The organism is Algoriphagus aquimarinus (assembly GCF_007997215.1).
Classification (GTDB): Bacteria; Bacteroidota; Bacteroidia; order Cytophagales; family Cyclobacteriaceae; genus Algoriphagus; species Algoriphagus aquimarinus_A.
In genome coordinates this window covers 682,085-709,053 of the sequence record NZ_VORW01000001.1, presented here as the reverse complement: position 1 = coordinate 709,053, position 26,969 = coordinate 682,085, and the positions used below count along the sequence as shown (strand labels likewise).

Annotated in this window: 25 protein-coding genes and 2 tRNA genes; 9 read left to right on the top strand and 18 right to left on the bottom strand. The window is 41.5% G+C overall.

From position 1 onward, the window contains the following. Positions 1 to 119: 119 nt before the first annotated feature. A complete protein-coding gene (locus tag ESV85_RS03295; RefSeq protein ID WP_191321893.1) occupies positions 120 to 581 on the top strand; it encodes a copper resistance protein NlpE in 462 nt (153 codons plus the stop codon). A 3-nt stretch (positions 582 to 584) separates the two neighbouring features. On the opposite strand, the gene ESV85_RS03290 is transcribed toward ESV85_RS03295, so the two are convergent. Next, a complete protein-coding gene (locus ESV85_RS03290; protein ID WP_146914801.1) occupies positions 585 to 1,517 on the bottom strand; it encodes a hydrogen peroxide-inducible genes activator in 933 nt (310 codons plus the stop codon). A gap of 177 nt (positions 1,518 to 1,694) precedes the next feature. On the opposite strand from ESV85_RS03290, the gene ESV85_RS03285 reads away from it, so the two are divergent. The 4 genes from ESV85_RS03285 to ESV85_RS03270 all read left to right on the top strand — a co-directional run bounded on the left by ESV85_RS03285 (position 1,695) and on the right by ESV85_RS03270 (position 5,165). Next, entirely contained in the window at positions 1,695 to 2,999 is a 1,305-nt protein-coding gene (locus ESV85_RS03285; RefSeq protein ID WP_146914800.1) for a Gfo/Idh/MocA family protein, read from the top strand. Between the two features lie 33 nt (positions 3,000 to 3,032). Beyond that, positions 3,033 to 4,244 carry a redoxin domain-containing protein gene (locus ESV85_RS03280; protein WP_146914799.1) on the top strand — a complete coding sequence of 404 codons (1,212 nt, stop codon included), beginning with the start codon at positions 3,033 to 3,035 and terminating at the stop codon, positions 4,242 to 4,244. A 62-nt stretch (positions 4,245 to 4,306) separates the two neighbouring features. Next, the gene (locus ESV85_RS03275; protein ID WP_146914798.1) at positions 4,307 to 4,741 is read left to right on the top strand and encodes a MarR family transcriptional regulator; all 435 of its coding nucleotides are present in this window, start codon (positions 4,307 to 4,309) and stop codon (positions 4,739 to 4,741) included. Position 4,742: 1 nt separating this feature from the next. Further along, on the top strand, positions 4,743 to 5,165 hold the full coding sequence (locus ESV85_RS03270) for an organic hydroperoxide resistance protein (protein ID WP_191321892.1): 423 nt from the start codon (positions 4,743 to 4,745) through the stop codon (positions 5,163 to 5,165). A gap of 52 nt (positions 5,166 to 5,217) precedes the next feature. On the opposite strand, the gene ESV85_RS03265 is transcribed toward ESV85_RS03270, so the two are convergent. Then, positions 5,218 to 5,856 carry an energy transducer TonB gene (locus ESV85_RS03265; protein WP_191321891.1) on the bottom strand — a complete coding sequence of 213 codons (639 nt, stop codon included), beginning with the start codon at positions 5,854 to 5,856 and terminating at the stop codon, positions 5,218 to 5,220. Between the two features lie 75 nt (positions 5,857 to 5,931). After that, positions 5,932 to 6,909: an NADPH:quinone oxidoreductase family protein gene (locus ESV85_RS03260; protein WP_146914796.1), complete on the bottom strand. Its 978-nt coding sequence runs from the start codon at positions 6,907 to 6,909 to the stop codon at positions 5,932 to 5,934. Between the two features lie 509 nt (positions 6,910 to 7,418). Between ESV85_RS03260 and ESV85_RS03255 the strand changes: the two genes are divergently transcribed. Then, positions 7,419 to 8,807, top strand: coding sequence for a dipeptidase (locus ESV85_RS03255; RefSeq protein ID WP_146914795.1), 1,389 nt, complete (start codon positions 7,419 to 7,421; stop codon positions 8,805 to 8,807). A 43-nt stretch (positions 8,808 to 8,850) separates the two neighbouring features. Continuing rightward, positions 8,851 to 10,923 carry a protein-disulfide reductase DsbD family protein gene (locus ESV85_RS03250; protein ID WP_146914794.1) on the top strand — a complete coding sequence of 691 codons (2,073 nt, stop codon included), beginning with the start codon at positions 8,851 to 8,853 and terminating at the stop codon, positions 10,921 to 10,923. Between the two features lie 46 nt (positions 10,924 to 10,969). Here ESV85_RS03250 and ESV85_RS03245 read toward each other — a convergent pair whose 3' ends face one another. The 8 genes from ESV85_RS03245 to dapF all read right to left on the bottom strand — a co-directional run bounded on the left by ESV85_RS03245 (position 10,970) and on the right by dapF (position 19,115). Then, positions 10,970 to 11,620, bottom strand: coding sequence for a response regulator transcription factor (locus ESV85_RS03245; RefSeq protein ID WP_146914793.1), 651 nt, complete (start codon positions 11,618 to 11,620; stop codon positions 10,970 to 10,972). 23 nt (positions 11,621 to 11,643) lie between these two features. Then, positions 11,644 to 11,835, bottom strand: coding sequence for a hypothetical protein (locus ESV85_RS03240; RefSeq protein WP_146914792.1), 192 nt, complete (start codon positions 11,833 to 11,835; stop codon positions 11,644 to 11,646). Positions 11,836 to 11,844: 9 nt separating this feature from the next. Further along, positions 11,845 to 12,084, bottom strand: coding sequence for a hypothetical protein (locus ESV85_RS03235; protein WP_146914791.1), 240 nt, complete (start codon positions 12,082 to 12,084; stop codon positions 11,845 to 11,847). A gap of 221 nt (positions 12,085 to 12,305) precedes the next feature. Then, entirely contained in the window at positions 12,306 to 13,073 is a 768-nt protein-coding gene (locus ESV85_RS03230; RefSeq protein WP_146914790.1) for a S1/P1 nuclease, read from the bottom strand. A gap of 63 nt (positions 13,074 to 13,136) precedes the next feature. Continuing rightward, positions 13,137 to 14,327, bottom strand: a complete 1,191-nt coding sequence (locus ESV85_RS03225) for a M20 family metallopeptidase (protein WP_146914789.1) — start codon at positions 14,325 to 14,327, stop codon at positions 13,137 to 13,139. Continuing rightward, a complete protein-coding gene (locus tag ESV85_RS03220; protein WP_146914788.1) occupies positions 14,308 to 14,853 on the bottom strand; it encodes a hypothetical protein in 546 nt (181 codons plus the stop codon). Before ESV85_RS03220 ends, ESV85_RS03225 begins: the two co-directional genes overlap by 20 nt. A 7-nt stretch (positions 14,854 to 14,860) precedes the next feature. After that, on the bottom strand, positions 14,861 to 18,241 hold the full coding sequence (gene secA, locus ESV85_RS03215; RefSeq protein ID WP_146914787.1) for a preprotein translocase subunit SecA: 3,381 nt from the start codon (positions 18,239 to 18,241) through the stop codon (positions 14,861 to 14,863). Positions 18,242 to 18,341: 100 nt separating this feature from the next. After that, the gene (gene dapF, locus ESV85_RS03210) at positions 18,342 to 19,115 is read right to left on the bottom strand and encodes a diaminopimelate epimerase (protein WP_146914786.1); all 774 of its coding nucleotides are present in this window, start codon (positions 19,113 to 19,115) and stop codon (positions 18,342 to 18,344) included. A gap of 324 nt (positions 19,116 to 19,439) precedes the next feature. On the opposite strand from dapF, the gene ESV85_RS03205 reads away from it, so the two are divergent. Further along, a complete protein-coding gene (locus ESV85_RS03205; protein ID WP_146914785.1) occupies positions 19,440 to 19,907 on the top strand; it encodes a nucleoside triphosphate pyrophosphohydrolase family protein in 468 nt (155 codons plus the stop codon). On the opposite strand, the gene ESV85_RS03200 is transcribed toward ESV85_RS03205, so the two are convergent. Continuing rightward, on the bottom strand, positions 19,902 to 20,768 hold the full coding sequence (locus tag ESV85_RS03200; RefSeq protein WP_146914784.1) for a mechanosensitive ion channel family protein: 867 nt from the start codon (positions 20,766 to 20,768) through the stop codon (positions 19,902 to 19,904). The two genes, ESV85_RS03205 and ESV85_RS03200, sit on opposite strands and share 6 nt — an antisense overlap. 259 nt (positions 20,769 to 21,027) lie before the next feature. Here ESV85_RS03200 and ESV85_RS03195 point away from each other — a divergent pair, with 259 nt between their 5' ends. Beyond that, positions 21,028 to 22,620 carry a sodium:solute symporter family protein gene (locus tag ESV85_RS03195; protein WP_146914783.1) on the top strand — a complete coding sequence of 531 codons (1,593 nt, stop codon included), beginning with the start codon at positions 21,028 to 21,030 and terminating at the stop codon, positions 22,618 to 22,620. A gap of 45 nt (positions 22,621 to 22,665) precedes the next feature. Here the strand turns inward: ESV85_RS03195 and ESV85_RS03190 are convergent, their stop codons facing one another. The 6 genes from ESV85_RS03190 to ESV85_RS03165 all read right to left on the bottom strand — a co-directional run bounded on the left by ESV85_RS03190 (position 22,666) and on the right by ESV85_RS03165 (position 26,906). Continuing rightward, positions 22,666 to 24,159: a GMC family oxidoreductase gene (locus ESV85_RS03190; protein WP_146914782.1), complete on the bottom strand. Its 1,494-nt coding sequence runs from the start codon at positions 24,157 to 24,159 to the stop codon at positions 22,666 to 22,668. A gap of 52 nt (positions 24,160 to 24,211) precedes the next feature. Continuing rightward, positions 24,212 to 25,663, bottom strand: coding sequence for a betaine-aldehyde dehydrogenase (betB, locus tag ESV85_RS03185; protein ID WP_146914781.1), 1,452 nt, complete (start codon positions 25,661 to 25,663; stop codon positions 24,212 to 24,214). Between the two features lie 326 nt (positions 25,664 to 25,989). Then, positions 25,990 to 26,217, bottom strand: a complete 228-nt coding sequence (locus tag ESV85_RS03180; RefSeq protein WP_092894394.1) for a GIY-YIG nuclease family protein — start codon at positions 26,215 to 26,217, stop codon at positions 25,990 to 25,992. Between the two features lie 117 nt (positions 26,218 to 26,334). Then, complete coding sequence (locus ESV85_RS03175) at positions 26,335 to 26,562, bottom strand: GIY-YIG nuclease family protein (protein WP_092894394.1); 228 nt, start codon at positions 26,560 to 26,562, stop codon at positions 26,335 to 26,337. A gap of 45 nt (positions 26,563 to 26,607) precedes the next feature. Next, positions 26,608 to 26,691, bottom strand: a tRNA-Leu gene (locus ESV85_RS03170). Between the two features lie 142 nt (positions 26,692 to 26,833). Further along, a tRNA-Gly gene (locus tag ESV85_RS03165) sits at positions 26,834 to 26,906 on the bottom strand. Between the last annotated feature and the right edge of the window lie 63 nt (positions 26,907 to 26,969).

Sequence of the window (26,969 nt, the reverse complement as noted above, 5' to 3'; positions counted from 1 at the left end):
TTTGTTTCAAAAACAAGAGTCCTGGTTTTTACTTTTTCACAAAAAGCTCTAAAACTTCCACAAAATGGCTCTTTTGTTTAATTCTTGATATTTTTGGGGTAATCAGACAATCAATTTTCATGAACAGAAACCTGATCGTAATAGGTCTTATTGCTTCACTTGCATGCACTACTTCCTGCTCCAAGCCAGAACAAAAAACGGAAATCGAGGAAAATATCATCCAAGAAGAACCCATACTTTATACAGGCGACAACTCCGCCACGTCATTGGACTGGAATGGAACGTACAAAGGCACTGTGCCTTGCCCTAGATGTGAAGGAATAGAAACCACGCTCACACTCAATATTGATCTCACCTATAAATTGTCTACCCATTACTTCGGGCTTAATGATGCACTCGAAGAAGACGATATGGGGACTTTTACTTGGGATAAAACTGGCTCAATCATCACGTTGGAAAAAGTAAGCAATGGCCCTAGGCATTATAAAGTAGGAGAAAATCGTATCTGGCAGCTAGATATGAATGGCCACATCATCACTGGAAATCTGGCAGATCATTACATTCTCACCAAAATTCAATAATGCTTACTTGAACCGTACTACTTTCCCATGAGCTTTGGAGGTCATCGCTTGTGGAATAGAATCCGTGATTTCCTTAAATAACAATTCCACGAGTTTCTGCTTGAGGAAACTTCGATTTAAAATAATACTCACTTCTCGCGTAGGGGATACACCATCGAATGGTCTTAGCCTGGTTTTTTCCTCCTCAGATAGTTCCAACGTTGCTAACTCAGGTAAAAGAGTTACGCCTTTGTACCGATTGACCATATTCTTCAGACCTTCCAGCGAACCACTTTCGTAGTGGAAATTTTTCGGTCCACTCAGGCTTTGATCGCATAGGTTGATCACCTGATCTCTGAAACAATGACCTTGCTGAAGCACCCAAAAATCTTCCTTGAGTACTTTCTCCGGATGGAAAACGTCCTCTTTTAGCAAAGGGTGATCTTTGGACAAATAGGCGAAAAACTTCTCATAAAACATGGGCTTTTCCACAATGCCCGCTTCGTGCAATGGTGTCACTACTATGCCCAAATCCAACTCGTCATTTTTCAGTTTTTTCACCACTTCCTCAGTCACCATTTCCTGTACTTCCAGCTTTACGTGAGGATATTTCTCTAGAAAATTCCGAATGAAAAGATGCAGTAAATACGGAGCAAGAGTAGGAATGATACCCAGCTTTATCACCCCAGAGATATCTCCTTTCATGTGAGCTACCAATTCAAATATCCCTTTGCTTTCGGAAACCACCTTTTTAGCCTGCTCGATTATTTGCACACCCATCTCCGTAGGAATGACAGGCATTTTACTTCGATCAAACAGGATAACACCTAAATCTCGCTCCAACTTGCTGAGCTGAGCACTCAAGGTAGGCTGTGTCACAAAACAGCTTTCTGCAGCATGACCAAAGTGACGATGTCTATCAACTGCAATCAGGTATTCGAGTTGTTGTATGGTCATAATAACAGGCTTCTTTGAGTCTAAAGTAGAAATTTTGCAAAAGAGTTTCTTCCCTAATCTTCGAAGCTAAATACCTTTAATCAAATAGCTTCTTGTATATTTTTCTATAGCTCAAAAAAGCAGTACTTTATTTTACCAAAATCAAATACCCCATTAATAACCTCAACATCTCCAGCAATGAGCAAATCTAATTTTTCCCGAAGGAAGTTTATAAGTGCTTCCATTCTCAGTACAGTAGGCCTTGGCGCAATTCCTACCTTAAGCTTTGGTAACACTAATATAGCAGCTGACACGGCCAAAATCCGACTTGGATTCATAGGTGTTGGACGTCAAGCAATGGGCCTACTCAGCAACATGATGAAAAATCCAATGGTAGATGTGGTCGCAGGTGCAGATGTTTATAAGATCAAGTTGGATAGATTCAAAGAACGCGTGGCGAAGCACTATGCCGATGAAAAAAGACAGGCTCCAGCGCTTAAAGTATATGCCGATTATAAGGAGTTACTAGCAAACCCAGAAGTGGATGCAGTAGTAATCGCTTCTCCAGATCACTGGCATGCGATGATGGCAATCGATGCCTGCCATGCTAGCAAAGATATTTATCTAGAAAAGCCTCTCACATTTACCATACATGAAGGACAAGAATTAGTGAAGGCAGTTCGCTCAAACGGGACAGTCCTAGCAGTTGGAAGCATGCAGCGCTCAGCAGCCAATTTCCAACATGCCGCACGAATGGTTCAAAAAGGAATGCTGGGCAAAGTCAAGCAAGTTCTGGTAAATGTAGGAACTCCTCCACATCCCAAGCCTTATGATTTACCTTCTCAGCCAGTTCCCGCGGGATTAGATTGGAAAACCTGGACAGGACCATTGCCTGATATTCATTACAATGAAGAGCTAGATCCACCTATTAGCCTCAATCCAGAGCAGAATGAGAAAGTATGGGGTGCATGGAGATGGTACAAAGAAACAGGTGGAGGTCTGATGACTGACTGGGGAGCTCACATGATTGACATCGCACAGTGGGGACTTGGGATGGATAGAAATGGTCCAGTGGAAGTCATTCCTGGTACTGACTCAAAGCCACTAACTTACAACTATGCAAATGGCATAGAAATGCTAATCACCAGTTTTGATGAAGGCAGACAAGGAGTAAAATTCTTGGGTGAAAAAGGCTTTATCAAAGTGTCGAGAAGCCAATACGACACAGATGTGAAAGCCTGTGAGCGAACATTCTCCAAAGACGAATTAGCATTTGGTGATCACCATGTGGATTTCATCGATTCAGTAATAAAACGTAAAGACCCAGTAGTCCCAGTTGAAATTGGTCATAGTTCTTGTACCGTTTGTACGATTGGAAACATCGCTCATGAAGTGGGAAGACCCCTCAAATGGGATCCAATCTCGCAAGAATTTGAAAATGATTGGGAAGCCAATTCAAAACTGCATTATACCTATCAACATGGATATTCATTGAAAACCTAATGCACCTATATATAATCTGTAACCCAAAAACCTATGAAATTAAAATTTATCATTTTCCCGGAGGCTCTCCTGGGGATCTTCCTTCTATTTTCTCAATGCACCAGTACGCCTAAGGAAAATAATGAAACAAGTATAGAAGCCACCCCTTCCTCCACATTTGTAGCCAATCCAATTGTGGTAGAGGAGCAACCTATTGGAAAACTAGCTATTGGAGATACAGCTCCTCCATTCAATCTTCCTGGGATTGATGATAGCTTTCACAAGCTGGAGGATTACTCCGATGCAGATGTATTAGTCATCAACTTTACTTGCAATCACTGCCCCACAGCCCAAGCGTACGAGGATAGATTCATCGATGTAGTGAATGATTACAAAGGCAAAAAAGTAGCTTTCGTCGCCATATCCAGCAATAGCCCAATAGGTATATTACCAGAAGAACTAGGCTATACAGACCTCAGTGATACGTTCGAAGAAATGAAAGTTCGGGCAAAGGATAAGTCCTACAATTTCCCTTACCTATATGACGGAGACACGCACGAATTCTCATTGGCTTATGGCCCTACGGCCACTCCTCATGTTTTCGTTTTTGATAAGGAAAGAAAACTAAGCTACTCGGGAAGAATCGATGCTTCCGAAAAGCCAGGAACTGCCAATGCTGAAGATCTGAGAAAAGCGATTGAGGTGACTTTGGCCGGAAAAAGTCTTCCAGAAGCAGAGGCTCAAACTCCAGCTTTCGGATGTTCAATGAAATGGGCTTGGAAGAATGAATACACGATCAAAACCAATAAGGCTTGGAAGGAAAAGGAAGTGACTATCGAAAAACTATCCCCTGATGGATTGGCCGATCTTCTAAGAAATGACACAGATGAATTACTCTTGGTTAATTTCTGGGCTACTTGGTGCGGGCCATGCATTATTGAGTATCCAGAATTTGTAACAATGCAACGCATGTTCGGAGAGCGAGATTTTCAGTTTGTCTCTGTCAGTATGGATAGTCCGGAACAGTCAGATAAGGCGCTAAAATACCTGAAAGGAAAAGCCTCTGCACTGCCAAATTATATAATGGATACCGATGATAAATACAAAGTGATCGATGTAGTAGGAAAAGAATGGGACGGTAGTCTCCCTATTACCTTGCTGATAGAACCGGGAGGAAAAATAGCCTACCGAGTTCCTGGTACAATAGATGCAAATAAACTGAAAAGAAAAATCGTAGATAACCGGTTGATAGGCAGATATTTTTGAGAAGTGATGATTGAGTTTTTAGATTATACAGTTAAATTGTGTAAAATCTTAATTCTGAACTTATGATGCAAATACATCAGCTTTCACTTTCCCTATATTCAAGTTCCAGATTACTTATTCAGCTCATTCAAAACTCTTTGAATGAGCTGAATTTGACCTACCCACAATTCCTTGTGCTCTCAGTATTATGGGAAGAAGATGGTTTAAAAGTGAATGAAATCGGTAAGCGGCTTTATTTAGATTCAGGCACTTTGACTCCTTTATTGAAAAAATTGGAGACAATGAATTATGTAAAAAGACAACGAGGTGAATCGGACGAAAGAACTGTCCATGTAGAATTAACCTATCCAGGAAAATCACTTCAATCAAAGGTTCAAGAAGCCATAACTCCTTTAAATGATAAATTCATTCAAGCATCAGAATTAAACTTGTCTGACTTAAACCATTCACTTATGAACTTGTTAGATAGTATTGAAACACTAAAAAAAGCTAACTAACATGAAGAAATTGAATATCGATTATACAGCGGTAGCCATTAATACCGGTGGTAGAAAAGGTCATGTAAAAACAGATGATGGACTTCTGGATTTTGATGTCGCCATGCCAAAGGAAATAGGAGGAGAAGGAGGGAAAACAAATCCAGAGCAATTTTTTGCAGCGGCCTATTCATCCTGCTTTGGCGGGGCACTAGGATCTGTAGCTGGCAAGACTAGCTTGAGAGATTCAGAGATCACAGCCAAAGTTCATCTAGGTAACTTTGGGCCTGGCGATTTCGGTTTGGCAGTGGATATTTATGTAAAAATACCTCACGCTGAGTCATTAGAAGAAGCTCAAAAAATTGCAGATGCAGCTCACAAAGAATGCCTTATATCTAAGGCTACCCGTGGAAACATAGAGGTAAATGTGACAGCGGTTGTTTAACAATAATAGGACTACAGACTGAGTTTCTAGCTTCGTCTGTAGTCATTGAGTGCTATCGAACACTTTGTGACTGGGCAATTTCCACAACTGCCAGAACTTCCATATTTAATTTTTCAGCCATTGATTTATCGGCTTCAGCTCCTTCAGAATCACCTACTTCATTTTTGTATTTTGCCCGCATACTGTAGTAAACCGGCTCAAAAGGATACATTTTGATTGCATCATCATAGGTTCGCACTACTTTTTCAAGCTTCCCTTTATCTTCAAATTTTTTGGCCATGGCGTGATAGTCTACAGGCAAGGAATTATAAAAAATTTTGTAACTGAAGACCAATAAATATTCCCGATCAACTGCTTCACCATGCACCTTACTAGGTTTCCAGTCAACTGTCAATTTTCCAATCGCTTCTTCGGCCTGCTTTGCAAGCTCATCGGAAACACGCTCCTTTGGCACCGACGAAACTAACTTGCCTTCTTTATCTATTTTGAGTAGAAATGTGACATCCCCTTGTGTACCGTTCATAGCTGCATCTTTAGGATAGATCAGATCCTGTCCTAATATGCTGATCAAATTACCTTTTGTATAGGATGCTTTTACGAAATCCGACTCTGTCTCTGGATTAAATGTTGTTTGGGCAAAGGAGATGTATGAAATAAAAACAAAACAGGACAAAAGAAGACTTCTATGCATAATTGAGCAGTAGTTGAAAATGTAGAGCAACATAAGGTATTACGGGACAGGTTGAAACAATGTTTAGTTAAAAAATCACAAAACCCTAACAAGCCCCTTATTAAAATTACTTCTGCTTTGAAGGGTGGAAAGAGCTTTTTTTGCATCTTCCAGCTCATATTCCACAGCCGTATGCCCAGTTATCTTACCTTCCTGTATCCAGTCATAAAGCTGATTCATGTTACTTCTATTTTGTTCAGATTCTAGTTTTGAAAAATTCCCCCAAAAAACACCAACAATGGAACATCCTTTTAACAGAGGCAGATTCATCGGGATTTTAGGGATTTCTCCATTTGCAAAACCTACAATCAAATAGCGTCCTTTCCATGCAATTCCTCTTAGAGCAGGTTCTGTATATTTTCCTCCCACAGGATCCAGCACTACATCTACTCCCAAACCATTTGTCAATTCTTTGATCCGACCTTTTAGATCTTCTGTCTCATAATTGATCGTTTGATCTGCTCCCTTAGCTTTGCAAAGTGCCAGCTTTTCATCCGAAGAAGCCGCAGCAATGACTTTTGCTCCCATGGCTTTTGCCAGCTCGACAGCGGCTAATCCAATTCCTCCGGCAGCTCCCAAAACAAGCACAGTTTCACCTGCCGTCAATTGAGCCCGATCTTTTAGAGCATAAAAAGAGGTGCTGTAAGTATATAGCGAACTCGCGGCTGTCTCAGAAGAAATGCCCTCGGGAAGTACGAAAACTCGGTCACTCTCCACAGCTACTTTCTCAGCAAATCCACCCCAGCGACAAAGTGCCAACACTCGATCACCAACTTTGAGGCTCTCTACTTTCTCGCCCAACTCAATGATCTTTCCCACCACTTCTCCTCCAGGAGAAAATGGAAACTCTGGCTTGAATTGATAGTTGTTTTGGATAATAAGTAAGTCTGGATAGCTCACGCCACAAACTTCCACTTGGATCAAAACTTGATTTTTGCCGGGAATTGGGTCAGGTAGCTCACCAAATTTGAGCATTTCTGGTGCTCCAAATTCCTCACAAATGACTGCTTTCATACTTGATAATTTTTCACCACAAAAGGAACAAAGTGCATAAAGGTTTAAATGCAAAATTTTTAAGCTTGGACTTCTGATTACTAATTTATGTTTTCTATGTAGCTATTTGGCAATAGTTAAACCACATAGAACCATAGCTCACCTAGTTTGAAAATGGCAGGCAATCTTCCCATAACCTATCAGATCAACTTTGTCTCCTTTATGACTTTTATGGTAAACCTATTTTTCAACACAAAGTAACAAAGAGCATAAAGCTAAGTTTTGTATGTGTCTATGTGGTCAAAATAGTTAAACCACATAGACACATAGTTCTCATAGTTTAGGAATCTTGTTTGATCTTAAGAATAGCAACCAACTTAACTTTATGACTTTTGTGGTGAAATCACTTTTCTCCATAAATCCACTTCGCACTTTCTTAGTCGTCTTCATGGCTAATAACTTCATTCAAAATAGGCATTTCAGGCTGAAAAGGATAATTTTGAGGTCTTTACCAAATAATCCCCAGATATATGGCTGTTAATGATTTTATCCGTGACAATAAAGATCGCTTTCTCAACGAATTGCTGGATTTACTCCGCATTCCATCTGTAAGTGCTGATCCCAAATTTAAAAAAGATGTCTTTGCGGCAGCCAATTTTGTAAAGAAAAGTCTGGAGAAAGCTGGTGCTGACACAGTAGAAATCTGTGAAACTCCAGGCTACCCAATTGTCTACGGTGAGAAAATCATTGATCCGGCTTTACAGACTGTTTTGGTGTATGGACATTACGATGTGCAGCCTGCTGATCCTTATGAGTTGTGGGATTCTCCACCTTTTGAGCCGGTAATCAAAAAGACAAAGATCCACCCAGAAGGAGCAATTTTCGCACGTGGATCTGCTGATGACAAAGGCCAGTTTTACATGTATGTGAAAGCTTTCGAAGCCATGATGGCTTCAGGAGATCTTCCTTGCAATGTCAAATTCATGATTGAAGGTGAGGAGGAAGTTGGTTCTGACAACTTGGAAAAATTTGTCATTGAAAATAAAGAGAAACTCAAAGCAGATGTCATCCTGATTTCTGATACACACATGATTTCCATGCAAGATCCTTCCATCACGATTGGCCTTCGTGGCATGGCATACATGGAAGTGGAAGTGACGGGTTCAAACCGTGATCTTCACTCAGGAACTTACGGTGGCGCTGTTGCTAATCCTATCAATGTGCTGTGTGATATGATAGCATCCATGAAAGATGAGAACGATCACATCACCATACCAGGATTTTACGATAAAGTGCAGGAGCTTACTGCTGCGCAAAGAGAAAGACTAAACGAGGCTCCTTTTGACCTCAATGAATACCAAGATAAATTAGATATCGAGGCCGTTCATGGGGAAAAAGGCTACAGCACGATTGAGCGAGTAGGTATTCGTCCTACACTAGACGTGAATGGCATTTGGGGTGGGTATATAGGCGAAGGTGCCAAAACAGTTTTGCCTTCTAAAGCACATGCAAAAATTTCCATGAGACTTGTTCCGGATCAGGATTGGCATGAAATCTCTGAATTGTTTGAAAATTACTTTAAGTCTATCGCTCCAAAATCCGTGAAAGTAAAAGTTCGAGCGCATCATGGTGGTGCGCCGGCGGTCGTGTCGGATTCATCTATTGGATATAAAGCTGCTGAGGCGGCAATGGAAGAGACTTTTGGCAAAAGACCAATTCCTACACGAGAAGGTGGATCTATTCCTATCGTTGCGTTGTTCCAAAAGGAATTAGGATCAGATCCGATTTTATTCGGCTTTGGACTTGATACTGATGCGCTGCATTCACCCAATGAACACTATGGTGTAAAGAACTATTTCATAGGTATCGAAACCATTGCTGCATTCTTCCGTCAGTTTAGAAAGCTTACCGACAAATAAAACTATTGGCAAACTGATTCAGTCGCCAATCAATCATCCCTTCATGAATATATCACTCGGAAAATCAGGCAAATTAGTACTACTGGCACTGCTTTTCTTCAACTTCTACGCTCAGGCACAGATTATTGCTCCACCCAAATGGACGATTTCAATAGACAAGGAAAATCTTTCTATAGGTGAAGACGCTAAACTGATCTTCGAAGCCGAAATTCCGGCAGGTTGGTACATTTATGCAAATGATTTTGATCCAGACCTTGGGCCAATCGTGGCCACCTTGCTCTTGGATAAATCTGAGGATTATGAGCTGAAAGGTGAATTCACAGCCATTGACTCCAAGAAAAAATACGAGGATATCTGGGAAGGTGAAGTCAAATACTTTATCAAAAAAGGAAGGTTTGAGCAGACATTTATTCCGAAAGTTACAGGCGGGCAACTAACTGGAACTATAGAATATCAGATGTGCTCTGACTTAACAGGTCAGTGTGTCAATTACGAAGAGGATATAGAATTAACTTTTGAGGCTAGTGAGCCTATTGTATCCTCTGACAGTTCTGACATTACTGTCTCCGCAGAAGCAGATACAGAGGATTCTCCTTTCGGGATTCAGGAAAATCAAGTAGAGGAATCTGATTCCAACATATCTTCCCCCATAGAAATCATTAATCTTCAGGAGAATGAATCACTTTGGGGCTTTATGATTTTAGCATTCTTGGCTGGCTTGGCTGCTTTACTGACTCCATGCGTATTTCCGATGATTCCTATGACGGTAAGTTTTTTCACCGGAAGAGCTGGAAGCAAAGCAACTGGAATAAGAAATGCTATCATTTATGGCTTCTCTATCATCGCAATTTACACGATCGCTGGAACCGCTGTTGCTGCTATTCAAGGCCCAGAATTCGCAAATTGGCTAGCTACCCACTGGCTGCCAAATCTCTTTTTCTTTGGGATATTCATCTTCTTCGCCTTGGCATTTCTCGGCATGTTCGAGATTACTTTGCCTTCGGGCTTAGTAAATAGAGTAGACGAAAAGGCTGAAAAGGGAGGCTTGACAGGAATTTTCTTCATGGCTTTCACTTTAGTTTTAGTGTCATTTTCCTGCACTGGCCCGATAGTAGGTTCCATTCTAATTTCCTCAGCTGGAGGAGAATTGATTAAGCCAATCTTGGGCATGTTTGCCTTTTCTTTAGCATTCGCTATTCCTTTTACCCTATTTGCCATTTTCCCAGAGTGGATGAATCGTCTTCCAAAATCTGGCGGTTGGCTGAACTCTGTAAAAGTGGTTTTGGGTTTCTTAGAACTTGCTTTAGCATTCAAATTCCTTTCCATAGCCGACCTAGTTTACCACTGGGGAATCCTCGATCGGGATATTTTCCTGATCATCTGGATCGTCATATTTAGTGCATTGGGATTATATCTTCTGGGGAAAATTCGTCTTCCGCACGATTCTCCTATGGACAGCATAGGCGTACCAAGATTGCTTTCTGCGCTGTTTGTTTTCATGTTCGTTCTTTACATGATTCCAGGGTTATTTGGCGCTCCACTGAAATACCTAAGTGGCTACCTTCCGCCAATGTCCACCCAGCAATTCAAAATGACTGGAGGACTTAGTATGATTGAGGCAGGGGAGAATATCTTGGGCGAGCCAGTAAAATATGCGGATATCCCGTTGGAAATCCCCCATGAGATCCAAGGGTATTTCGACTATGAGCAAGGGATGAGAGCTGCCAAGAAAGCTAACAAACCTTTACTCATTGACTTCACTGGACATGGCTGTGTGAATTGCCGTAAGATGGAGGAAAATGTCTGGGTAGATCCCCAGGTTTTAAAGCGTTTGAAAGAGGATTTTGTGATGGTGGCGCTATATATCGATGAGCGATTGGAGCTTCCCGAAAGCGAGTGGTACACTTCAGAATACGACGATAAAGTCAAGAAAACATTGGGAAAACAGAACGCCGATTTCCAGATCACTCGTTTCAAAAATAATGCTCAGCCTTATTATGTGATCCTAGATCATAATGAAAACCCTCTCGCTCAGCCCAAAGGTTACGACACAGATATTCAGGCATTTGTAGAATTCTTAGATGGAGCGAAGAAAGAATTTGAAGAGAGGAAATAGGTAATTGAAAATGGAAATATGAAGTCATTTTAAATACCACAACCCCTCACCCCCCAATAATCCGATTTTTCACAGCTTTCTGCACAGCTTCTAGCTTACTGTGAACCTGAAGTTTCTGATAAATATTCTCGGTATGCTTACGGACTGTTTTTGGTGAAATAAATAAGTTTTCCCCGATCTGATTGTAATTAAGCCCTTTTGAAGTCTGCTCCAGAATCTCTATTTCCCGGGCAGTCAATTTGATTTCTTCTACTGGCTGGGAGAAATCAGGAGGATTGCGAAGCAGCTTCAGCGCTTTCAGCGCCACCGATGGAGTCATCGCTGCACCACCTTCCAGCGTGTCAATGATTCCCTGATGAAGTGTTTTAGGATCTACCTCTTTCAAAAAATAACCATTTGCTCCAGCTTGAATCGCCTTGAAAATATGCTCATCATCATCAAAGACGGTAAGCATGATCGTTTTGATCTGTGGGTACTTTTGTGACACCTGAGCAACTGTGTCAATTCCATTCATTTTTGGCATCTCTATGTCCATCAAGATGAGATGAACATTAGCGTCCTTCGCCAATTTCTCCAAGAGCTCCAGTCCATTGTACGCAGAGAATTTCACCTCAATCTCTTCAAAAAAATAAAGCTTTTCCAAGATTGCTTTGAGCAAAAAACTGTTGTCTTCGGCAATTGCTATTTTTATTGACATTCGATGTGAAGATTTAAATTCACTTAAAAGATACAAACTTGTGTGCCTTGACCAAGAGCAGAATCGATTTTCAATTCCCTTCCTATTCGCTCTGCTCGATTTCTCATATTCCCTAGTCCGTTGCCCATCTGTTCAGTTTCTGAATGCTTGATAGAAATATTCAAAGCCTCCTGAGTCATACGGCAGTAATTCAAACCCTCCATAGAATTGAGCAATAAATTGGTTTATTGCTCCTCCTCTAGATAATCTCGCATTTTCTCCGTGGATTGACTTCGCTTTACATATTTAAAAGCAGAATCCATCAGCATATCAGCTTTCGAAAAGTCGCGAAGCTTATATGCAATAGTCCCCAGGTTAGTATAGTTTGCTGTAAGACTATAATCATCCCCATCTTTCATATTCAATTTCACAGCCGTCTGAATCCAAGATTGCTCTTCTTTATATTTTTCTTGGTTCAGGAGCATATTACCGATGTTATTGAAGGTAAAAGAGATTCGAGAACTATCCAGTTTATCGATGCTATCAAAGATCTTTAATGATAAAAAGTGATACCAAAAAAAGTGAAAAATAGACTTAGAGTGAAAACCCTAAGCATTTACAGTGCAATTATGACTGGCAAAAAAACAAAAAAATGCCGTTGGACATTAATATTCCAACGGCATTTATCTAAATAATTTTTATTTATTTACCCGTAGATTTCCTCTAGGATCTGTGCTAATCTCACACTTGCAGCAATCAGTCTTTCTTCTAAAAGAGGTGTGTAAGCATAGCCATAAGCATATGAAATTTTCATGCTTTCTGGTAGATCATAAACGGACGATCTCGCCGCTACAGCTTCTGCAAGCCAATCCTGCATGGTACCCGCACGGTATTTCTTGATCAAGTCCTTTTTCACCCTTCTAGAGAGCTCATCACCTATTTCAGTATAGCTCATCGCTTTACCGTCTAGGATCCCGCTATCCCATACTGCATGGAGATTAGTAGGTTTACCGAAGTATTCGAGTTTTACATCATTTCCACCCTTATCTTCACCCGTTCCTACGTGAAGTGGCTGATGTATATCTTCCACCAAGTGAATGAGCATTTTCAGCATCTCTGCTTCCTTTTGAGAATCTAGATTTCCAGCTTTCAGCTCTTTTTTGATACGATTGATTTCAGCATAGACATTTCCACCTTTTTCCTGAATAGACTCATCGTATTCACCGCTTATGCTTGTCATGTAATGCCATGAATAGGCATAATCAAACGCATGATCCGACTTGATCTCATCCATCCAAGTTCCACTTCTGCCTACAGACATAGGATAAAGTACCTTTTCAACTTTTTTACGAACAGATCGCTTCAATTGCATCTCTGTCATATAGCCGATCAAATAGTGACCTAATTGACCCCAAGCGAAAGTTTGGGTCGCTAATAGAAAAACAAAAACTGAAGTAGTAAGGAGTTTTTTCATGTTGGAAATTGCTGAGACAGCGGAAAATTACTGCAAAAATACAGAAGGAAAGTTATCGAAAGATTACACTTTTTCGAGTTCAGAAACAGCCAAGAATGCCATCAATCCAGCACCAACTTCCAACGCATCTTCATCAATATCGAATGTAGGTGTATGAACTCCAGAAGTAATTCCCTTAGCTTCATTCCTTGTACCCAATCTGTAGAAGCAACCTTCAACTTCCTGAGAATAGAAAGCAAAATCCTCTGCGGCCATCCAAATATCCAAGTCAAGTACATTTTCCTCACCTAGATAGGCGATTGCTGCTTGATGCGATCTTTCGGTCAATTCCGGATCATTTTTCAAAAAGGGATAGCCTTTTCTGATATCGAAATCAACTTCTCCGCCCATTCCCTCTACGATTCCTTTGGCGATGGAAAGCATTTTCTCGTGAGCTTTTGCTCTCCAATCCTCATCAAGCGTACGGAAAGTACCTTGAATCTTCACTTCATTAGGAATCACATTGGTAGCTCCCAAAGCCTCCACTCTTCCAAAGGAAAGGACCGAAGGAATCTTTGGGCTAGCGGCTCTACTCACTACCTGCTGCAAAGCAACAATCATATGAGAAGCGATCAACACAGGATCAATCAAGGTCTCAGGCATGGCTGCATGGCCACCTTTGCCTTTTACCGTTACGTAGATTTCATCAGCACTAGCCATGTAAATTCCAGGACGGAATCCGACTTTACCTACTTCTATAAAAGGCATCACATGCTGGCCTATAATTCCGTTTGGGCGTGGATTTTCGAGCACTTTATCAGCGATCATCAATGAAGCTCCACCAGGAGCTACTTCCTCACCCGGCTGGAATATCAGCTTGATTGTTCCTTCGAATTGATCCTTTAACTCGTTTAGTATTTTGGCAGCGCCAAGCAAAGAGGCAGTATGTGCATCGTGTCCACAGGCATGCATGACGCCTGGGTTTTGAGATTTATAAGAAACATCATTTGCCTCAATAATCGGCAAAGCGTCCATATCAGCCCGTAAGGCTACAACTCTTTTGGTGGGATTTTTACCTTCAATTAATGCAGACCAACCAGTATTCGCTTTCTTGTCGATGGAAGTGATTCCCATCTCTCTTAGCTTAGTTTCTACAAAAGTGGCGGTATTATATTCCTCAAAGGAAAGTTCAGGATTTGCATGAAGATGGCGACGATTAGCAATTACTTCTTCTTTGTAGGCCTTAGCCAGAGATTTAATTTTGTCCTTCAGCATTTTCTTGATTGAGTTCGTTTAGCGTTTTGAATTCTTCACGCTGAAAGCGATCTTGAATTATCCTCGCCGTGGGAAATTGTGTTTTTACTTCTGCGAAGCTTTTCTGCGCCTCTATTTTATGTGCAAATTTCCCAACCTTGACAAGATATCTAGGTTGTTGGTATTGCATTTCAGGTGTGAGATCAGGAAAATTCATGGCTAAATCATCACGGGTTTTGAAAGCTTTATTGCGATCAATTCCCGAATAAACCAAGACTGAGTATCCACTAAAGTAAGGCTCCGATTTATTCTTACTTATCAAACTTGCCTGCACTTGATTCAATTGACCATCAATCGCCTCGGTAGATTCTGCCGACTCGATTGATGATTTTGAATTCATTACTGCACGATAATCCGGATATTTTGGAAGAGAGGAGTTCAGGTTTTCCTGATAGTTCGCATAGTTTGATGCAGAACTAGAGGTTTTACGAGTGATTTTGCAACTCGCCAATATCAATACCAACCCTAAAATCCAGAATATCCTCATGCCTTTATTAGTTATCAATGATTACACATTTGCCTTCCTGCACATCCTGTTCCACACTTTTGAATTTGACATCATTTTTAGTGGTTCCATTCGTGTATTGAACAGATACTTTATCATTTCTTCCGTATGCCTTGTCAGATTTTCTAGGAGCAACTACCTGTGGAGCAGGTCTTCCTGCATTGGATGCTGCTACCGCCGCACGGTTTGCACTAGGATTCAGTGAGCTACCTGCCTCAGCTTTAGAAGCTTGTATTTGCGGCTCTGACGAATGCTGAGGAGCAGCGGCATGAACCTGATTAGGATCTTGCTTAGGCAAATCAGCTCTACTCAAGAAAGTAGTCATGTCTTCATTCAGCTTACCGATAAATCGCTTGAACATCTCAAATGCCTCAAACTTATAGATCAAAAGAGGATCTTTTTGCTCATAAACGGCATTTTGAACCGACTGCTTCAGGTCATCCATATCTCTAAGATGCTCTTTCCAGTTTTGATCAATGATGGCAAGCGATACATTTTTCTCGATTGCTCTCACTAATTCTCGTCCTTCGGAGTTCACCGTTTCTTCAAGATTTGCTACCACACCGATTTGCTTGATGCCATCAGAAATCGGCACCATGATATCCTTCACCGTAGCACCTCTTTCTTCCTGAACTCGCTTGAATATAGGAAGAGCAGTGCTCATCATCACTTCACTTTTCTTCTGATAAGTTTCAAAAGCAATAGTATATAACTCCTGAGTCAATTGACCTGCGTCCTTAGCCTTAAGGTCACTCTCAGATACGTTATAATTTATTCCCAAAGTGGTGAAGACATTCATTCTGAAATCCTCAGAATCTGTATTTGCTTTGCCCATATCTACCAAGCCTTCACAGACATCGTAGAGTATGTTCAAAATATCAAGTTCTAATCTTTCGCCTTTCAGCGCATTTCTTCTCCTCTTGTAGACCACTTCACGCTGTGAGTTCATCACATCATCGTATTCGAGAAGTCTCTTTCTAGTACCAAAGTTATTTTCCTCCACCTTGCGCTGTGCACGTTCGATAGACTTAGAAATCATGCTATGCTGGATCACTTCACCTTCTTCAAGGCCCATTCTATCCATCAATTTTGCGATACGCTCAGAACCGAACAAACGCATTAAGCTATCTTCCAATGACACGAAGAACTGAGAAGATCCTACGTCACCTTGACGACCAGATCTACCTCGAAGCTGTCTATCGACACGACGGGATTCATGACGCTCGGTACCGATGATTGCCAAACCTCCAGCTTTTTTAGCTTCAGGTGACAATTTAATATCCGTACCACGACCAGCCATGTTGGTTGCAATAGTTACAGTGCCAGATTGACCAGCAATCGCCACCACGTCTGCTTCTCTAGCGTGTTGCTTCGCATTCAATACCTGATGAGGAATTTTCTTAAGCGTCAACATTCTACTGAGTACTTCAGAGATTTCTACCGAAGTAGTACCCACGAGTACAGGTCTTCCTGCAGCAACTAACTCATTGATCTCGTCACCAACAGCATTGAATTTCTCCCGTACAGTTTTGTAAACTTTATCATCACGGTCAGCTCTGATAATAGGTCTGTTGGTAGGAATAACGACTACATCCAATTTGTAGATTTCCCAGAATTCACCTGCTTCAGTCTCAGCGGTACCAGTCATACCAGCCAGTTTGTGATACATTCTGAAGTAATTCTGAAGGGTAATCGTCGCGTAAGTTTGGGTAGCATCCTCCACTTTCACATTCTCTTTCGCCTCAATCGCCTGATGCAATCCGTCAGAATAACGACGACCTTCCATCACACGACCTGTTTGCTCATCGACGATCTTCACTTTGCCATCCACCAAGATATACTCCGTGTCTTTTTCAAACATACAGTATGCCTTGAGCAATTGATTCACTGTATGAATACGTTGAGCTTTTACGCTATAATCTTTGATCGCCTCTTCTTTACGAACAAGCTTCTCAGTGTCGTCTACGCCTTCTGCTTTTTCCAAATCGGCGATTAAAATCCCAATATCCGGAAGAATGAAAAACTCAGTATTTTCATTCTTAGTAGTCATCGTCTCGATACCTAAATCAGTCAAATCGACAACGTTCGTTTTCTCATCTATGGTAAACAAAAGCGGCTCATCTGCCTCTGGCATCTGACGCTTATTGTCTTGCAGGTAATGATTTTCAGTCTTCTGAAGAATCACTCGAACACCAGGTTCAGAAAGGTATTTAATCAATGGCTTATACTTCGGCATTCCACGGAACGCACGGAATAGAGACAATCCACCTTCTTTATCGTTGCCATCAGCAATCATTTTCTTGGCAGAAGTCAAGAAACCCTGAACCAACTTACGTTGCTCATCAACTAGGGTAGAAACTCGAGGTTTCATTTCATCAAATTCATGGACATCACCTTTTGGCACAGGTCCAGAAATAATCAATGGCGTTCTCGCATCATCAATCAGCACAGAATCGACCTCATCAATCATTGCGAAGTGATGCTTTCCTTGAACCAAATCGCCCGCTTCACGAGCCATATTGTCTCTTAGATAGTCAAAGCCAAACTCGTTATTGGTACCGTAAACGATATCCGATCTATAGGCTTTCTTACGTCCAGCTGAGTTGGGAGTGAATTTATCTATACAATCCACACTTAATCCGTGGAATTCAAAAAGTGGCGCATTCCATTCGGAGTCACGCTTGGCCAAGTAATCATTCACAGTTACGATGTGAACACCACGACCAGCAAGAGCATTAAGGTAAGCAGGTAGGGTAGAAACCAATGTTTTACCTTCACCAGTTGCCATCTCCGCAATGTTTCCTTTGTGGAGTACCATACCACCGATCAGCTGTACGTCGTAGTGGATCATATCCCAAACTACTTCGGTACCTGCGGCAATCCACTTGTTATGCCAAATCGCTTCGTCACCTTGGATCTCTACATTCGGCTTGCTTGCAGAAAGTTCACGATCCCGATCGTTAGCCTTCACAACTAATTTTCCGTTTTCCTTGAAGCGTCTTGCTGTTTCTTTCACTACTGCGAAAGCCTTCGGCAAAACTTTCTCCAAAATGACCTCTAGGGCTTCATTTCGTTCTTTTTCTATCTGATCAATTTGATTGAAAAGCTGATCTTTTTCATGAATGGCTTTCGCAGGCAACTCATCTACCTTGGATCTGATAGTAATGATCTTATCATCGAACTCCTTGAGGTGAGCGTTGATTTCAACCTTGATTTCGTCGGTTTTGGCTCGCAATTGGTCATCGCTGAGGCTCTTTAATGTAGAAAAAACATCATTGATCTGGGTAACGATCGGAAGAAGTTCTTTAATATCTCTGTCGGACTTGGTTCCAAATACTTTTGCAAGTCCTTTTGCTATAATATCTAACATGCTAGCTTATTGTAATTCTCTATTAGGGCTTCAAAATTAAGCCCTTTTTGTTATAATTGATAATAAAACCAGTCCTTCGGAGAAGAACTCCAATGGCTGGCTAAAGATTTATTTTTCCGGCAAAAACCTGCTCCGCAGGACCTATCAACCAGACTTCTTTAAAAGCTCCATTTTCGGAAGCTTTAAATTTCACAGATAGTTGACCACCAAGGGTCTTTATTTTGATCGTAGCTGCTGTCAATTCTTTGCCAAAGGCAATCGCAGCAGCAGTTACACCAGTTCCACAAGAAAGTGTCTCGTCTTCCACGCCTCTCTCATACGTTCGGACGAAGATTTCATCAGCACTCACTTTTTCCACGAAATTGACATTGGTACCAGCTGGAGCATACATTTGATCGTAGCGGACTTTTTTGCCTTCTGCGAAAATGGGATAATTCTGAACATCTTCTACAAAACGGATGTGATGCGGCGAACCTGTATTGACAAAGGAATCAGCTCCTTTCTCGTCTATTCCAGCTACATCACCCATTAGCAATTGAACCAAACCATCTTTTAGAATGGCTTCATGTGCTCCGTCAATGGCTAGGAAACTTGTCTTTTTTTCCAAAATTCCCAGAAATGCAGAAAAGGCAACTGCACATCTCGCGCCGTTGCCACACATACTCTGGCTTCCATCGGCATTGAAATAGATCATCTCAAAATCATAATCTGCATGATTACGGATCAAAATCAACCCATCAGCACCTACACCAAACTTTCGGTCGCATAGCTTACTGACTAACTTCAAATCCGTATCATCAAACTTCTGTACACGATCATCGATCATGACGAAGTCATTGCCAGTTCCCTGATATTTGTAAAATGAAATTTCCATGGAAAATTGTTGTGGACATTGGGACAAAAACCCATCCAAGCCAATGTTGAAACACAAACTTAAACATCTTGTCACAAAAACAGACTTATTGTCTGATTCTCAATTTCAAATAAGTCATATAAAGCCTAGTTTCATTCGTATTTAGAATAATTATCTATTATAGAAGTGCCTAATAAAGTGTAAATGCACATTTCTGAACTCAACGAAACTTCTTTAGCTGATCGATTTTCAGAAGCAGCCATAGAATCCTTCTAGTATTCCATTGTAAAAGTCCGGTTTTTCCGGTCTTTTTTAGTTATTTCAACCTTTCAACTACTCAAAAAAATGCAAGATCCTAAATCACTTACTTCTGTCGCTTTATTTCACGAAACTTTCAAACATCCCGTTTTGCCTTCTCCAACTATCCCTGAGAAAGTAAGATGTGACCTACGAGTTTCACTTTTGGCGGAGGAGCTAAAGGAACTAGAAGAAGCTATCTCAAATAATGATTTGGTCGAGGTAGCTGACGCATTATGCGACTTGCAGTACGTGCTATCAGGAGCAATTTTGGAGTTTGGATTGGGAGAAAAATTCAAAACGCTCTTTGACGAAGTGCAACGCTCCAATATGAGCAAAGCCTGCAAAACCGAAGACGAAGCAAAAGCAACCGTAGCACACTACAATGCGAAAGGCACAGAATGCTTCTATGAAAAAGAAGGCGATTTGTTCTTGGTATTCAGAGAAGGCGATAGAAAAACACTGAAATCAGTAGCCTATTCACCGGCTGATTTAGCTGGAATCATCAAGTCATAAAGAATTAGGGACGGAGGTTTTCAACTCCTTACCTTGATAATTCTTCAATTCCACGATACGGGCCGGCATATTAAAGCCGGCCTTTTCTAATGCGGTCAACACCATCAAAATCGCAGAGCTTTTGACCACTGCATCCGAGATAGTTCGCTCAAAAGTATTCACCCAGAAAGTAACTTGGATATTTAAAGTGCTTTCAGCTAGCTCAACCACCCATACTTCTGGAGCTTTACTTTCACCCAACACTCCAGGCACATATGTAATGGTACTACGTATCAAATCAACAGCTTTCTCATAATCCGAGCCATAATCCAGTCCCACAATAAAATCATAGCGTAGAAAACCGTCTATGGTGAAGTTGATCAGCGGGTTTTTCAGGATAAGTCCATTTGGAATAAAGACGTCTTTACCATCTCCGGTTTTGATCTGCGTATCACGAAGATTTAGCATAAGCACTTGGCCGCGCATCCCATTAATATCGACTATATCTCCTACACGAAAAGGACGCTTGAACGCCAAGATGATTCCCGCAAGGAAATTTTCCCCAATATCCTTCAGTGCAAAACCTATGATAAAGGCCGATATCCCAGCTCCTGCCAGCATTCCGGATATTACTCCCGTCAAACCTATGATTCGGAATACGAAAAGCAATCCGATCAGAATTACTATAGATCCAAAAACCCCTGCTAAAAAGTTAGCAAGCAGATCGTCATCCATTCTCTTTATTAATCTTCTACTTAAAAGCGTCCGTGATTTTCTGGCTAGAAAAAGAAAAATCAAAAAAGTGACAAGCGAGATGCTTCCAATAATTAGCCAATGCTTTACTGTAGGCCAGTCTGTTGATAAAAATTCTAATTCTTCCATAGGTCTCAAAATACAAAAAAATAATACGGAGGATAAAAATATTCTATCGCCCTAAAGTTAAAACAACCTTCGATTTGGCTATCAATAGGCCCTAATCCTAGTAAAACTGGGAAAACAGACTACCCTTCCCATTAAAAATAGTAGCTTGCAGCTCTCTAATCACACTTTGCCGAATATATTTTCTGTTGGATTCAATTTCTTGAATAAATCCAACGCCAATCGGCATGTCAATATTCAAGTTCAGAAAGCACACCCCCCAATGCTTAAAAAGTTACTCCCCTCATTAATTATTATGCTTGTTTTATTGCTCGCCGGTGCCATTATGCATTGGATGGGCAGACCTGTCTACTGGCCAGGATTCATTGCTATGATGTTTTTCTATGCAGCTATTTTCTACATAGGAACCTATGCAGCAAATATGAAAAGCCAGGATACCGAAGACAGTGTCATGTTGGCTGGACGTTCCCTTCCTCTAGGGGTTGCTATATTCACTATGAGTGCTACTTGGGTAGGAGGAGGCTACATCAATGGGACAGCTGAGTATACCAGTTCATCTGGACTCGCCTGGGTACAAGCACCCTGGGGATATGCACTAAGCCTCATTTTTGGAGGCTTATTTTTTGCCCGGAAAATGAGACGTTATGAGTTCAAAACCATGATTGATCCCTTGGAACAGCGTTTTGGAAAAAAAGTCGCAGCTGCGCTAAGTATTCCTGCTATCACTGGTGAGTTGTTTTGGACCTCGGCTATTCTTACCGCATTGGGTACCACTTTTGGGACGGTACTTGGAATGGACTTTGTCCCTTCCATTATTCTTTCAGCTGCTATTGCCATTGCTTATACTGCGCTCGGTGGATTATGGGCAGTAGCTTTTACAGATGTCATCCAAATGATTTTATTGTTCTTCGGACTTATCCTAGTCGTTCCATTTGCACTAGACAAAGTCGGTGGATGGGACTACGCTTGGGCAACCTATCAGGAGAACAAAGGCATTTACGCAAATCTATTCCCTCCACTAGATGGCTATAAAAATGAGCTCTGGGGAGATTACTATTGGAACTGGTGGGATTCTGCCCTACTTCTGATTTTCGGAGGAATTCCTTGGCAAGTGTATTTCCAGAGAGTTTTGGCTTCCAAAAATGAAAAAGTAGCCATGCGCCTTTCTATAATAGCAGGATTCGTATGCTTGATAGCTGCAGTTCCGGCAATAATGATTGGAGTGATAGGAAATGTAGTGGACTGGAATGCCATTGGTATTGCTCCACCTGAAGATGCTGCACTTACACTGCCATACGTGATTCGATACCTTACCAATCCTATAGTTGCCACCATTGGTCTTGGCGCCATTGCTGCTGCAGTCATGTCTTCTGTGGATTCCTCCATACTATCGGCTTCATCCATGGCTTCATGGAATCTATATCGCAAGCTTTACAAGCCAAACATTGATTCAAAATCGCTAGCCAAGGTCATCAAGAAAGTAATCTGGATCATTGGTATTGCTGCTACATTAATTGCCTTACAGGTACAAAGTGTCTATGCGCTCTGGTTTTTATGCAGTGATTTAGTGTATTGTCTTCTTTTCCCACCCTTGGTTTGTGCACTCTTCGACAAGAAAGCAAATCGATACGGAGCGATAGCTGGATTAGTTGTTTCGGTAATATTAAGATTTGGAGCTGGAGAACCTGCCTTCGGTATAGAATCTATTATCCCTTATCCTATGACTCAAGCGGATGGAGCAGTTCTTTTCCCATTTAGAACTCTAGCGATGGCATGTGGACTAATCAGCATCATAGTGGTATCTAGATTAACTCAGAAAATCTGTCCTCCTCTAGCACTTAAAAAAATGGGTTAATGAATATTTTCCCCCTTCAGCTTTAGTGTCTGAAGGGGGAAATATTTAAGAATGATCCTGAATGATAAAGTCAGCGCAACGCTCGCCAATCATCATCACAGTCATATTCGGATTGACGCTAGTGATAGTAGGAAACACCGATGCATCAGCGATGCGAAGTTTACCAATACCTTTCACTTGTAGTCTGTTGTTGGTTACCCGATTGATATCATCATCGCTTCCCATTTTGCAAGTTCCAGCAGGATGATAGACCGTATTGTGCGTCTTGTATATGTATTCTTCAATTTCCTCGTCAGTCTGAATCGCTGATCCCGGTGCAAGTTCACGCTTAATCCAAGGTTTAAGAGCGGGCTGCTCTGCTATCTCACGGGCGATTTTTATGCTTTCCACCATCACCTTGATATCGTAACCTTCAGGATCCGTAAAGTATTTAGGATCGATCAATGGCGATGCTTCTGGATCTGTGGATTGTAATCTCACTGTTCCTTCACTTTTGGCTTGCATCACATTTGGTGTGAGAGAAAATGCCTCCTCTGAGGTAGGAAATCCTGCAGGTACCGTATGCATATCAAAAGCTTCAGTTCCTAAATGGAACATTATGTCTGCTATCGGCAAACTAGGATCAGTCTTGCTAAAAATGCCTATTTCATATTTCTGAGCCGTTTCAGCAGGAACTGGTTTGGCAGACTCCCACATAATCACTCCTTCCGGGTGATCCAGCAAATGACTTCCAACACCAGGTAAATCTTCCAACACTGGGATATTCAATTCTTGCAAATGCTCAGCTGGACCAATGCCAGATAGCATCAATAGCTGTGGCGTCTGAAATGCTCCTCCTGACAAAATCACTTCCTTAGCTGCTTCGAAAACACCCTTGCTAGTTTCTACTCCAGTTACATTTTTGTCTAAATCAAAAAGCAAGCGATACGCAAAAGTCTCAGTTAGTATGGTGAGGTTTTCGGGAATTTGATCGTATGGATGCAAGTAGGCGACAGAACTCGAATGTCTGGTATTGCCTTTTTTGTTCAGAGAAAACCAACCAGCTGCTTCTTTGTATTCACCTTGGATAAAATCCTGCTTAGGAATCCCGTATTCTTCACTGGCGTCTATCATGGCTTTGCCACAAGCATTACCAGAATCGGATAGTTCTAGATTCACTTTTTCGAAAACCTTATCGTAAAAGGGCCTTACATCTTCAGGAGTCCAGCCCTCTAATCCCAATTCAGTCCAAACTTCAAAATCATAATCTGGTGCCTGAAATGCAATCGCCGAATTATGAGAACTACAGCCTCCCATTACCTTGGCACGACTATGCCTCATATTGGAATTGCCCTGCTCTTGGGGAGTAATCGTAAAATCATAATCCAACTCACCTTCCAGTAGCGATTGCCACTGGTCTAGCTGAAGTACGTCTTCACGTTTTTCGTCAGAGATTCCTGCCTCTATAAGTAGTACGTTACCGGCCTTTTGTTCTGCAAGTCGATAAGCAGTGATTACCCCGGCAGAACCTCCACCGACTACTATAAAATCATATTTCATAAATACTGTTTGTTTTGGCCCTTAGACAATTTTTCTGTCAGAGAACAAGATTCTAGAAAGGGTTTCCCAAGTCTTTCATGGCGATATAAACTGTCTTGAGCTGGGAATAATGCTCTATTGCTGCCAATCCATTTTCCCGTCCAATTCCCGACTGCTTGTATCCCCCAAAAGGAATTTCTACAGGAGTGATATTGAAGGTATTGACCCAGCATATTCCAGCCTGCAATTTGGCCACCATGCGGTGAGCCCTTCTTAAGTCATTTGTATATACGCCAGCCGCAAGTCCAAAAGGAGTATTATTTGCTCGTTGCAATACGTCTTCTTCTTCTGTAAAAGTCAATATGGACATCACAGGACCGAAGATTTCTTCTTCTACGATTCGTACCTCATCTTTAGCGCTGGCGAAAATAGTAGGCTCTACAAAATAGCCTCCTTCACATCCAGGTACATTTACCTGATTGCCACCGAAAATCACTTCAGCTCCTTGCTCTTTTCCCAAAGCGATGTATCCCATCACTTTTTCAAAATGGTTTTTATTAATCAAAGCGCCAACATGAGTCGTTGGATCAGCAGGATCGCCTACCTTAAGATTTTTGGTGCGCTCTACTAGTATTTCAAGGAATTTCTCACGAATAGCAGCATGCACAAATACTCGGGTACCATTGCTACATATTTCACCTTGAGTATAAAAATTGCCCAGTAAAACTCCATTCACAGCTTCTTCTAGGTCAGCATCTTCAAAAACAATAATTGGCGACTTCCCGCCTAGCTCCAAAGTCACATGCTTGAGAGTAGCAGCTGCGGCTGCCATTACTTTCTTCCCAGTACCTACCTCACCAGTAATAGATACCTTGGCTATATCTGGATGAGAAGTCATCATTTGCCCTACTTCGCCATCTCCTTGCACTACGTTGAAAACCCCGTCTGGCAGACCAGCTTCCTTATAAACTTCTGCCAGTTTATAGGCTGTAACTGGAGTAAGTTCTGCAGGTTTAAAAATCATGACATTGCCACAAGCCAATGCAGGGGCAGATTTCCAGCAAGCGATCTGTAGCGGATAATTCCAAGCACCTATACCAGCACAAATCCCAAGAGGCTCGCGTCGGGTATAGGCAAAATCAGTACCCAAATTAATATGATCTCCATGCATAGAAGCAGCAATTCCTGCGTAATACTCCAGGCAATCTGCTCCAGAGACCACGTCTACTTCAAGCGCTTCACGAATAGGCTTACCGGCATCCTGAGATTCCAGTAGCGCCAATTCATCGTTTTTTTCACGTAGAATACGAGAAGCCTTATGCAAAATCCTTCCCCGCTCAGTTGGAGACATGGCAGACCAGATCTTAAGTCCTTTCTTAGCAGATTCTATCGCTTTCTCGAAATCGGCTGTAGAAGCGCTAGTCACTTCATTTAACAAGTCCCCAGTTCCTGGATTGTAATTATTAAACTTCTTACCTGACCCTGGAAAAGGCTTATTGCCAATATATAATGGAATGTTTTGCATCAATAATGTTTATTGGAATGAAAAGGAGGAGTGAACAAATAACCCAAATGCATATCAAGGGTTTCACTACCGAAGAAATCGCCTCCGCCCCAAATATAATTTTATTCTATAGAATAAGCCCTAAACAGGGCATGCAAGTTCCTTAGCGTTTGTTAAATGGAGTGCTGAATGAAGTTTTTGGGGAGGGATGGTTTAAGCCTAGTTGGAGTAATCCCTATAAACACAAAAAGCCCCGTATTTCTACGAGGCTTATGTACCAGGAGCGGGAATCGAACCTGTCTGCTACAGGCAGGCCCGCACGAGCTTACGCTCACAAGATTTTAAGACTACAAAATGGTACGCTTCCCTCTAGTTGTCTTAATGAATTTTTCATGTTCACGTGCTAAGGCTCTAGTCAGAAAGTCCTTTTGATAGATTAGCCGAAATGGATGGTAGGGTCGGGTAGTTTTCTCATATCCCGAATTGTGCCGATTAAGTCGGTCTTCCAAATTAGAAGTCATGCCTACATAGATATAGGTTTTTCCAATACTTGATATGGCATAGACAGTAAACACAAACAAAATTTAAACAAAAAGCCCCGTATTTCTACGAGGCTTATGTACCAGGAGCGGGAATCGAACCTGTCTGCTACAGGCAGGCCCGCACGAGCTTACGCTCACAAGATTTTAAGACTACAAAATGGTACGCTTCCCTCTAGTTGTCTTAATGAATTTTTCATGTTCACGTGCTAAGGCTCTAGTCAGAAAGTCCTTTTGATAGATTAGCCGAAATGGATGGTAGGGTCGGGTAGTTTTCTCATATCCCGAATTGTGCCGATTAAGTCGGTCTTCCAAATTAGAAGTCATGCCTACATAGATATAGGTTTTTCCAATACTTGATATGGCATAGACAGTAAACACAAACAAAATTTAAACAAAAAGCCCCGTATTTCTACGAGGCTTATGTACCAGGAGCGGGAATCGAACCCGCACGAGCTTACGCTCACAAGATTTTAAGTCTTGCGTGTCTACCTATTCCACCATCCCGGCTTAATCTATACCCTAAAATATAGATTTTATCTTTGGCGCTTCTCCCGATAGCAATCGGGATCAGACAATCTAGGCTTCGCTTGGACGTTTCCAAGCTATAAATACCCTATAACAAGAAAGCCCTTGAATCAAGGGCTTTTTGAGCGGGAGACGAGATTCGAACTCGCGACCCCGACCTTGGCAAGGTCGTGCTCTACCAGCTGAGCTACTCTCGCTTTTGTTGTTAACTGAAACGTGATCCAGTTGAATTGTGGATGCAAAGGTAAGCGTCATCTATA

Coding starts and splice junctions, on each gene's coding strand:
- ESV85_RS03295 (WP_191321893.1), top strand. CDS start 120: ATGAACAGAAACCTGATCGTAATAGGTCTTATTGCTTCACTTGCATGC.
- ESV85_RS03290 (WP_146914801.1), bottom strand. CDS start 1,517: ATGACCATACAACAACTCGAATACCTGATTGCAGTTGATAGACATCGT.
- ESV85_RS03285 (WP_146914800.1), top strand. CDS start 1,695: ATGAGCAAATCTAATTTTTCCCGAAGGAAGTTTATAAGTGCTTCCATT.
- ESV85_RS03280 (WP_146914799.1), top strand. CDS start 3,033: ATGAAATTAAAATTTATCATTTTCCCGGAGGCTCTCCTGGGGATCTTC.
- ESV85_RS03275 (WP_146914798.1), top strand. CDS start 4,307: ATGATGCAAATACATCAGCTTTCACTTTCCCTATATTCAAGTTCCAGA.
- ESV85_RS03270 (WP_191321892.1), top strand. CDS start 4,743: ATGAAGAAATTGAATATCGATTATACAGCGGTAGCCATTAATACCGGT.
- ESV85_RS03265 (WP_191321891.1), bottom strand. CDS start 5,856: ATGCATAGAAGTCTTCTTTTGTCCTGTTTTGTTTTTATTTCATACATC.
- ESV85_RS03260 (WP_146914796.1), bottom strand. CDS start 6,909: ATGAAAGCAGTCATTTGTGAGGAATTTGGAGCACCAGAAATGCTCAAA.
- ESV85_RS03255 (WP_146914795.1), top strand. CDS start 7,419: ATGGCTGTTAATGATTTTATCCGTGACAATAAAGATCGCTTTCTCAAC.
- ESV85_RS03250 (WP_146914794.1), top strand. CDS start 8,851: ATGAATATATCACTCGGAAAATCAGGCAAATTAGTACTACTGGCACTG.
- ESV85_RS03245 (WP_146914793.1), bottom strand. CDS start 11,620: ATGTCAATAAAAATAGCAATTGCCGAAGACAACAGTTTTTTGCTCAAA.
- ESV85_RS03235 (WP_146914791.1), bottom strand. CDS start 12,084: ATGCTCCTGAACCAAGAAAAATATAAAGAAGAGCAATCTTGGATTCAG.
- ESV85_RS03230 (WP_146914790.1), bottom strand. CDS start 13,073: ATGAAAAAACTCCTTACTACTTCAGTTTTTGTTTTTCTATTAGCGACC.
- ESV85_RS03225 (WP_146914789.1), bottom strand. CDS start 14,327: ATGCTGAAGGACAAAATTAAATCTCTGGCTAAGGCCTACAAAGAAGAA.
- ESV85_RS03220 (WP_146914788.1), bottom strand. CDS start 14,853: ATGAGGATATTCTGGATTTTAGGGTTGGTATTGATATTGGCGAGTTGC.
- secA (WP_146914787.1), bottom strand. CDS start 18,241: ATGTTAGATATTATAGCAAAAGGACTTGCAAAAGTATTTGGAACCAAG.
- dapF (WP_146914786.1), bottom strand. CDS start 19,115: ATGGAAATTTCATTTTACAAATATCAGGGAACTGGCAATGACTTCGTC.
- ESV85_RS03205 (WP_146914785.1), top strand. CDS start 19,440: ATGCAAGATCCTAAATCACTTACTTCTGTCGCTTTATTTCACGAAACT.
- ESV85_RS03200 (WP_146914784.1), bottom strand. CDS start 20,768: ATGGAAGAATTAGAATTTTTATCAACAGACTGGCCTACAGTAAAGCAT.
- ESV85_RS03195 (WP_146914783.1), top strand. CDS start 21,028: ATGCTTAAAAAGTTACTCCCCTCATTAATTATTATGCTTGTTTTATTG.
- ESV85_RS03190 (WP_146914782.1), bottom strand. CDS start 24,159: ATGAAATATGATTTTATAGTAGTCGGTGGAGGTTCTGCCGGGGTAATC.
- betB (WP_146914781.1), bottom strand. CDS start 25,663: ATGCAAAACATTCCATTATATATTGGCAATAAGCCTTTTCCAGGGTCA.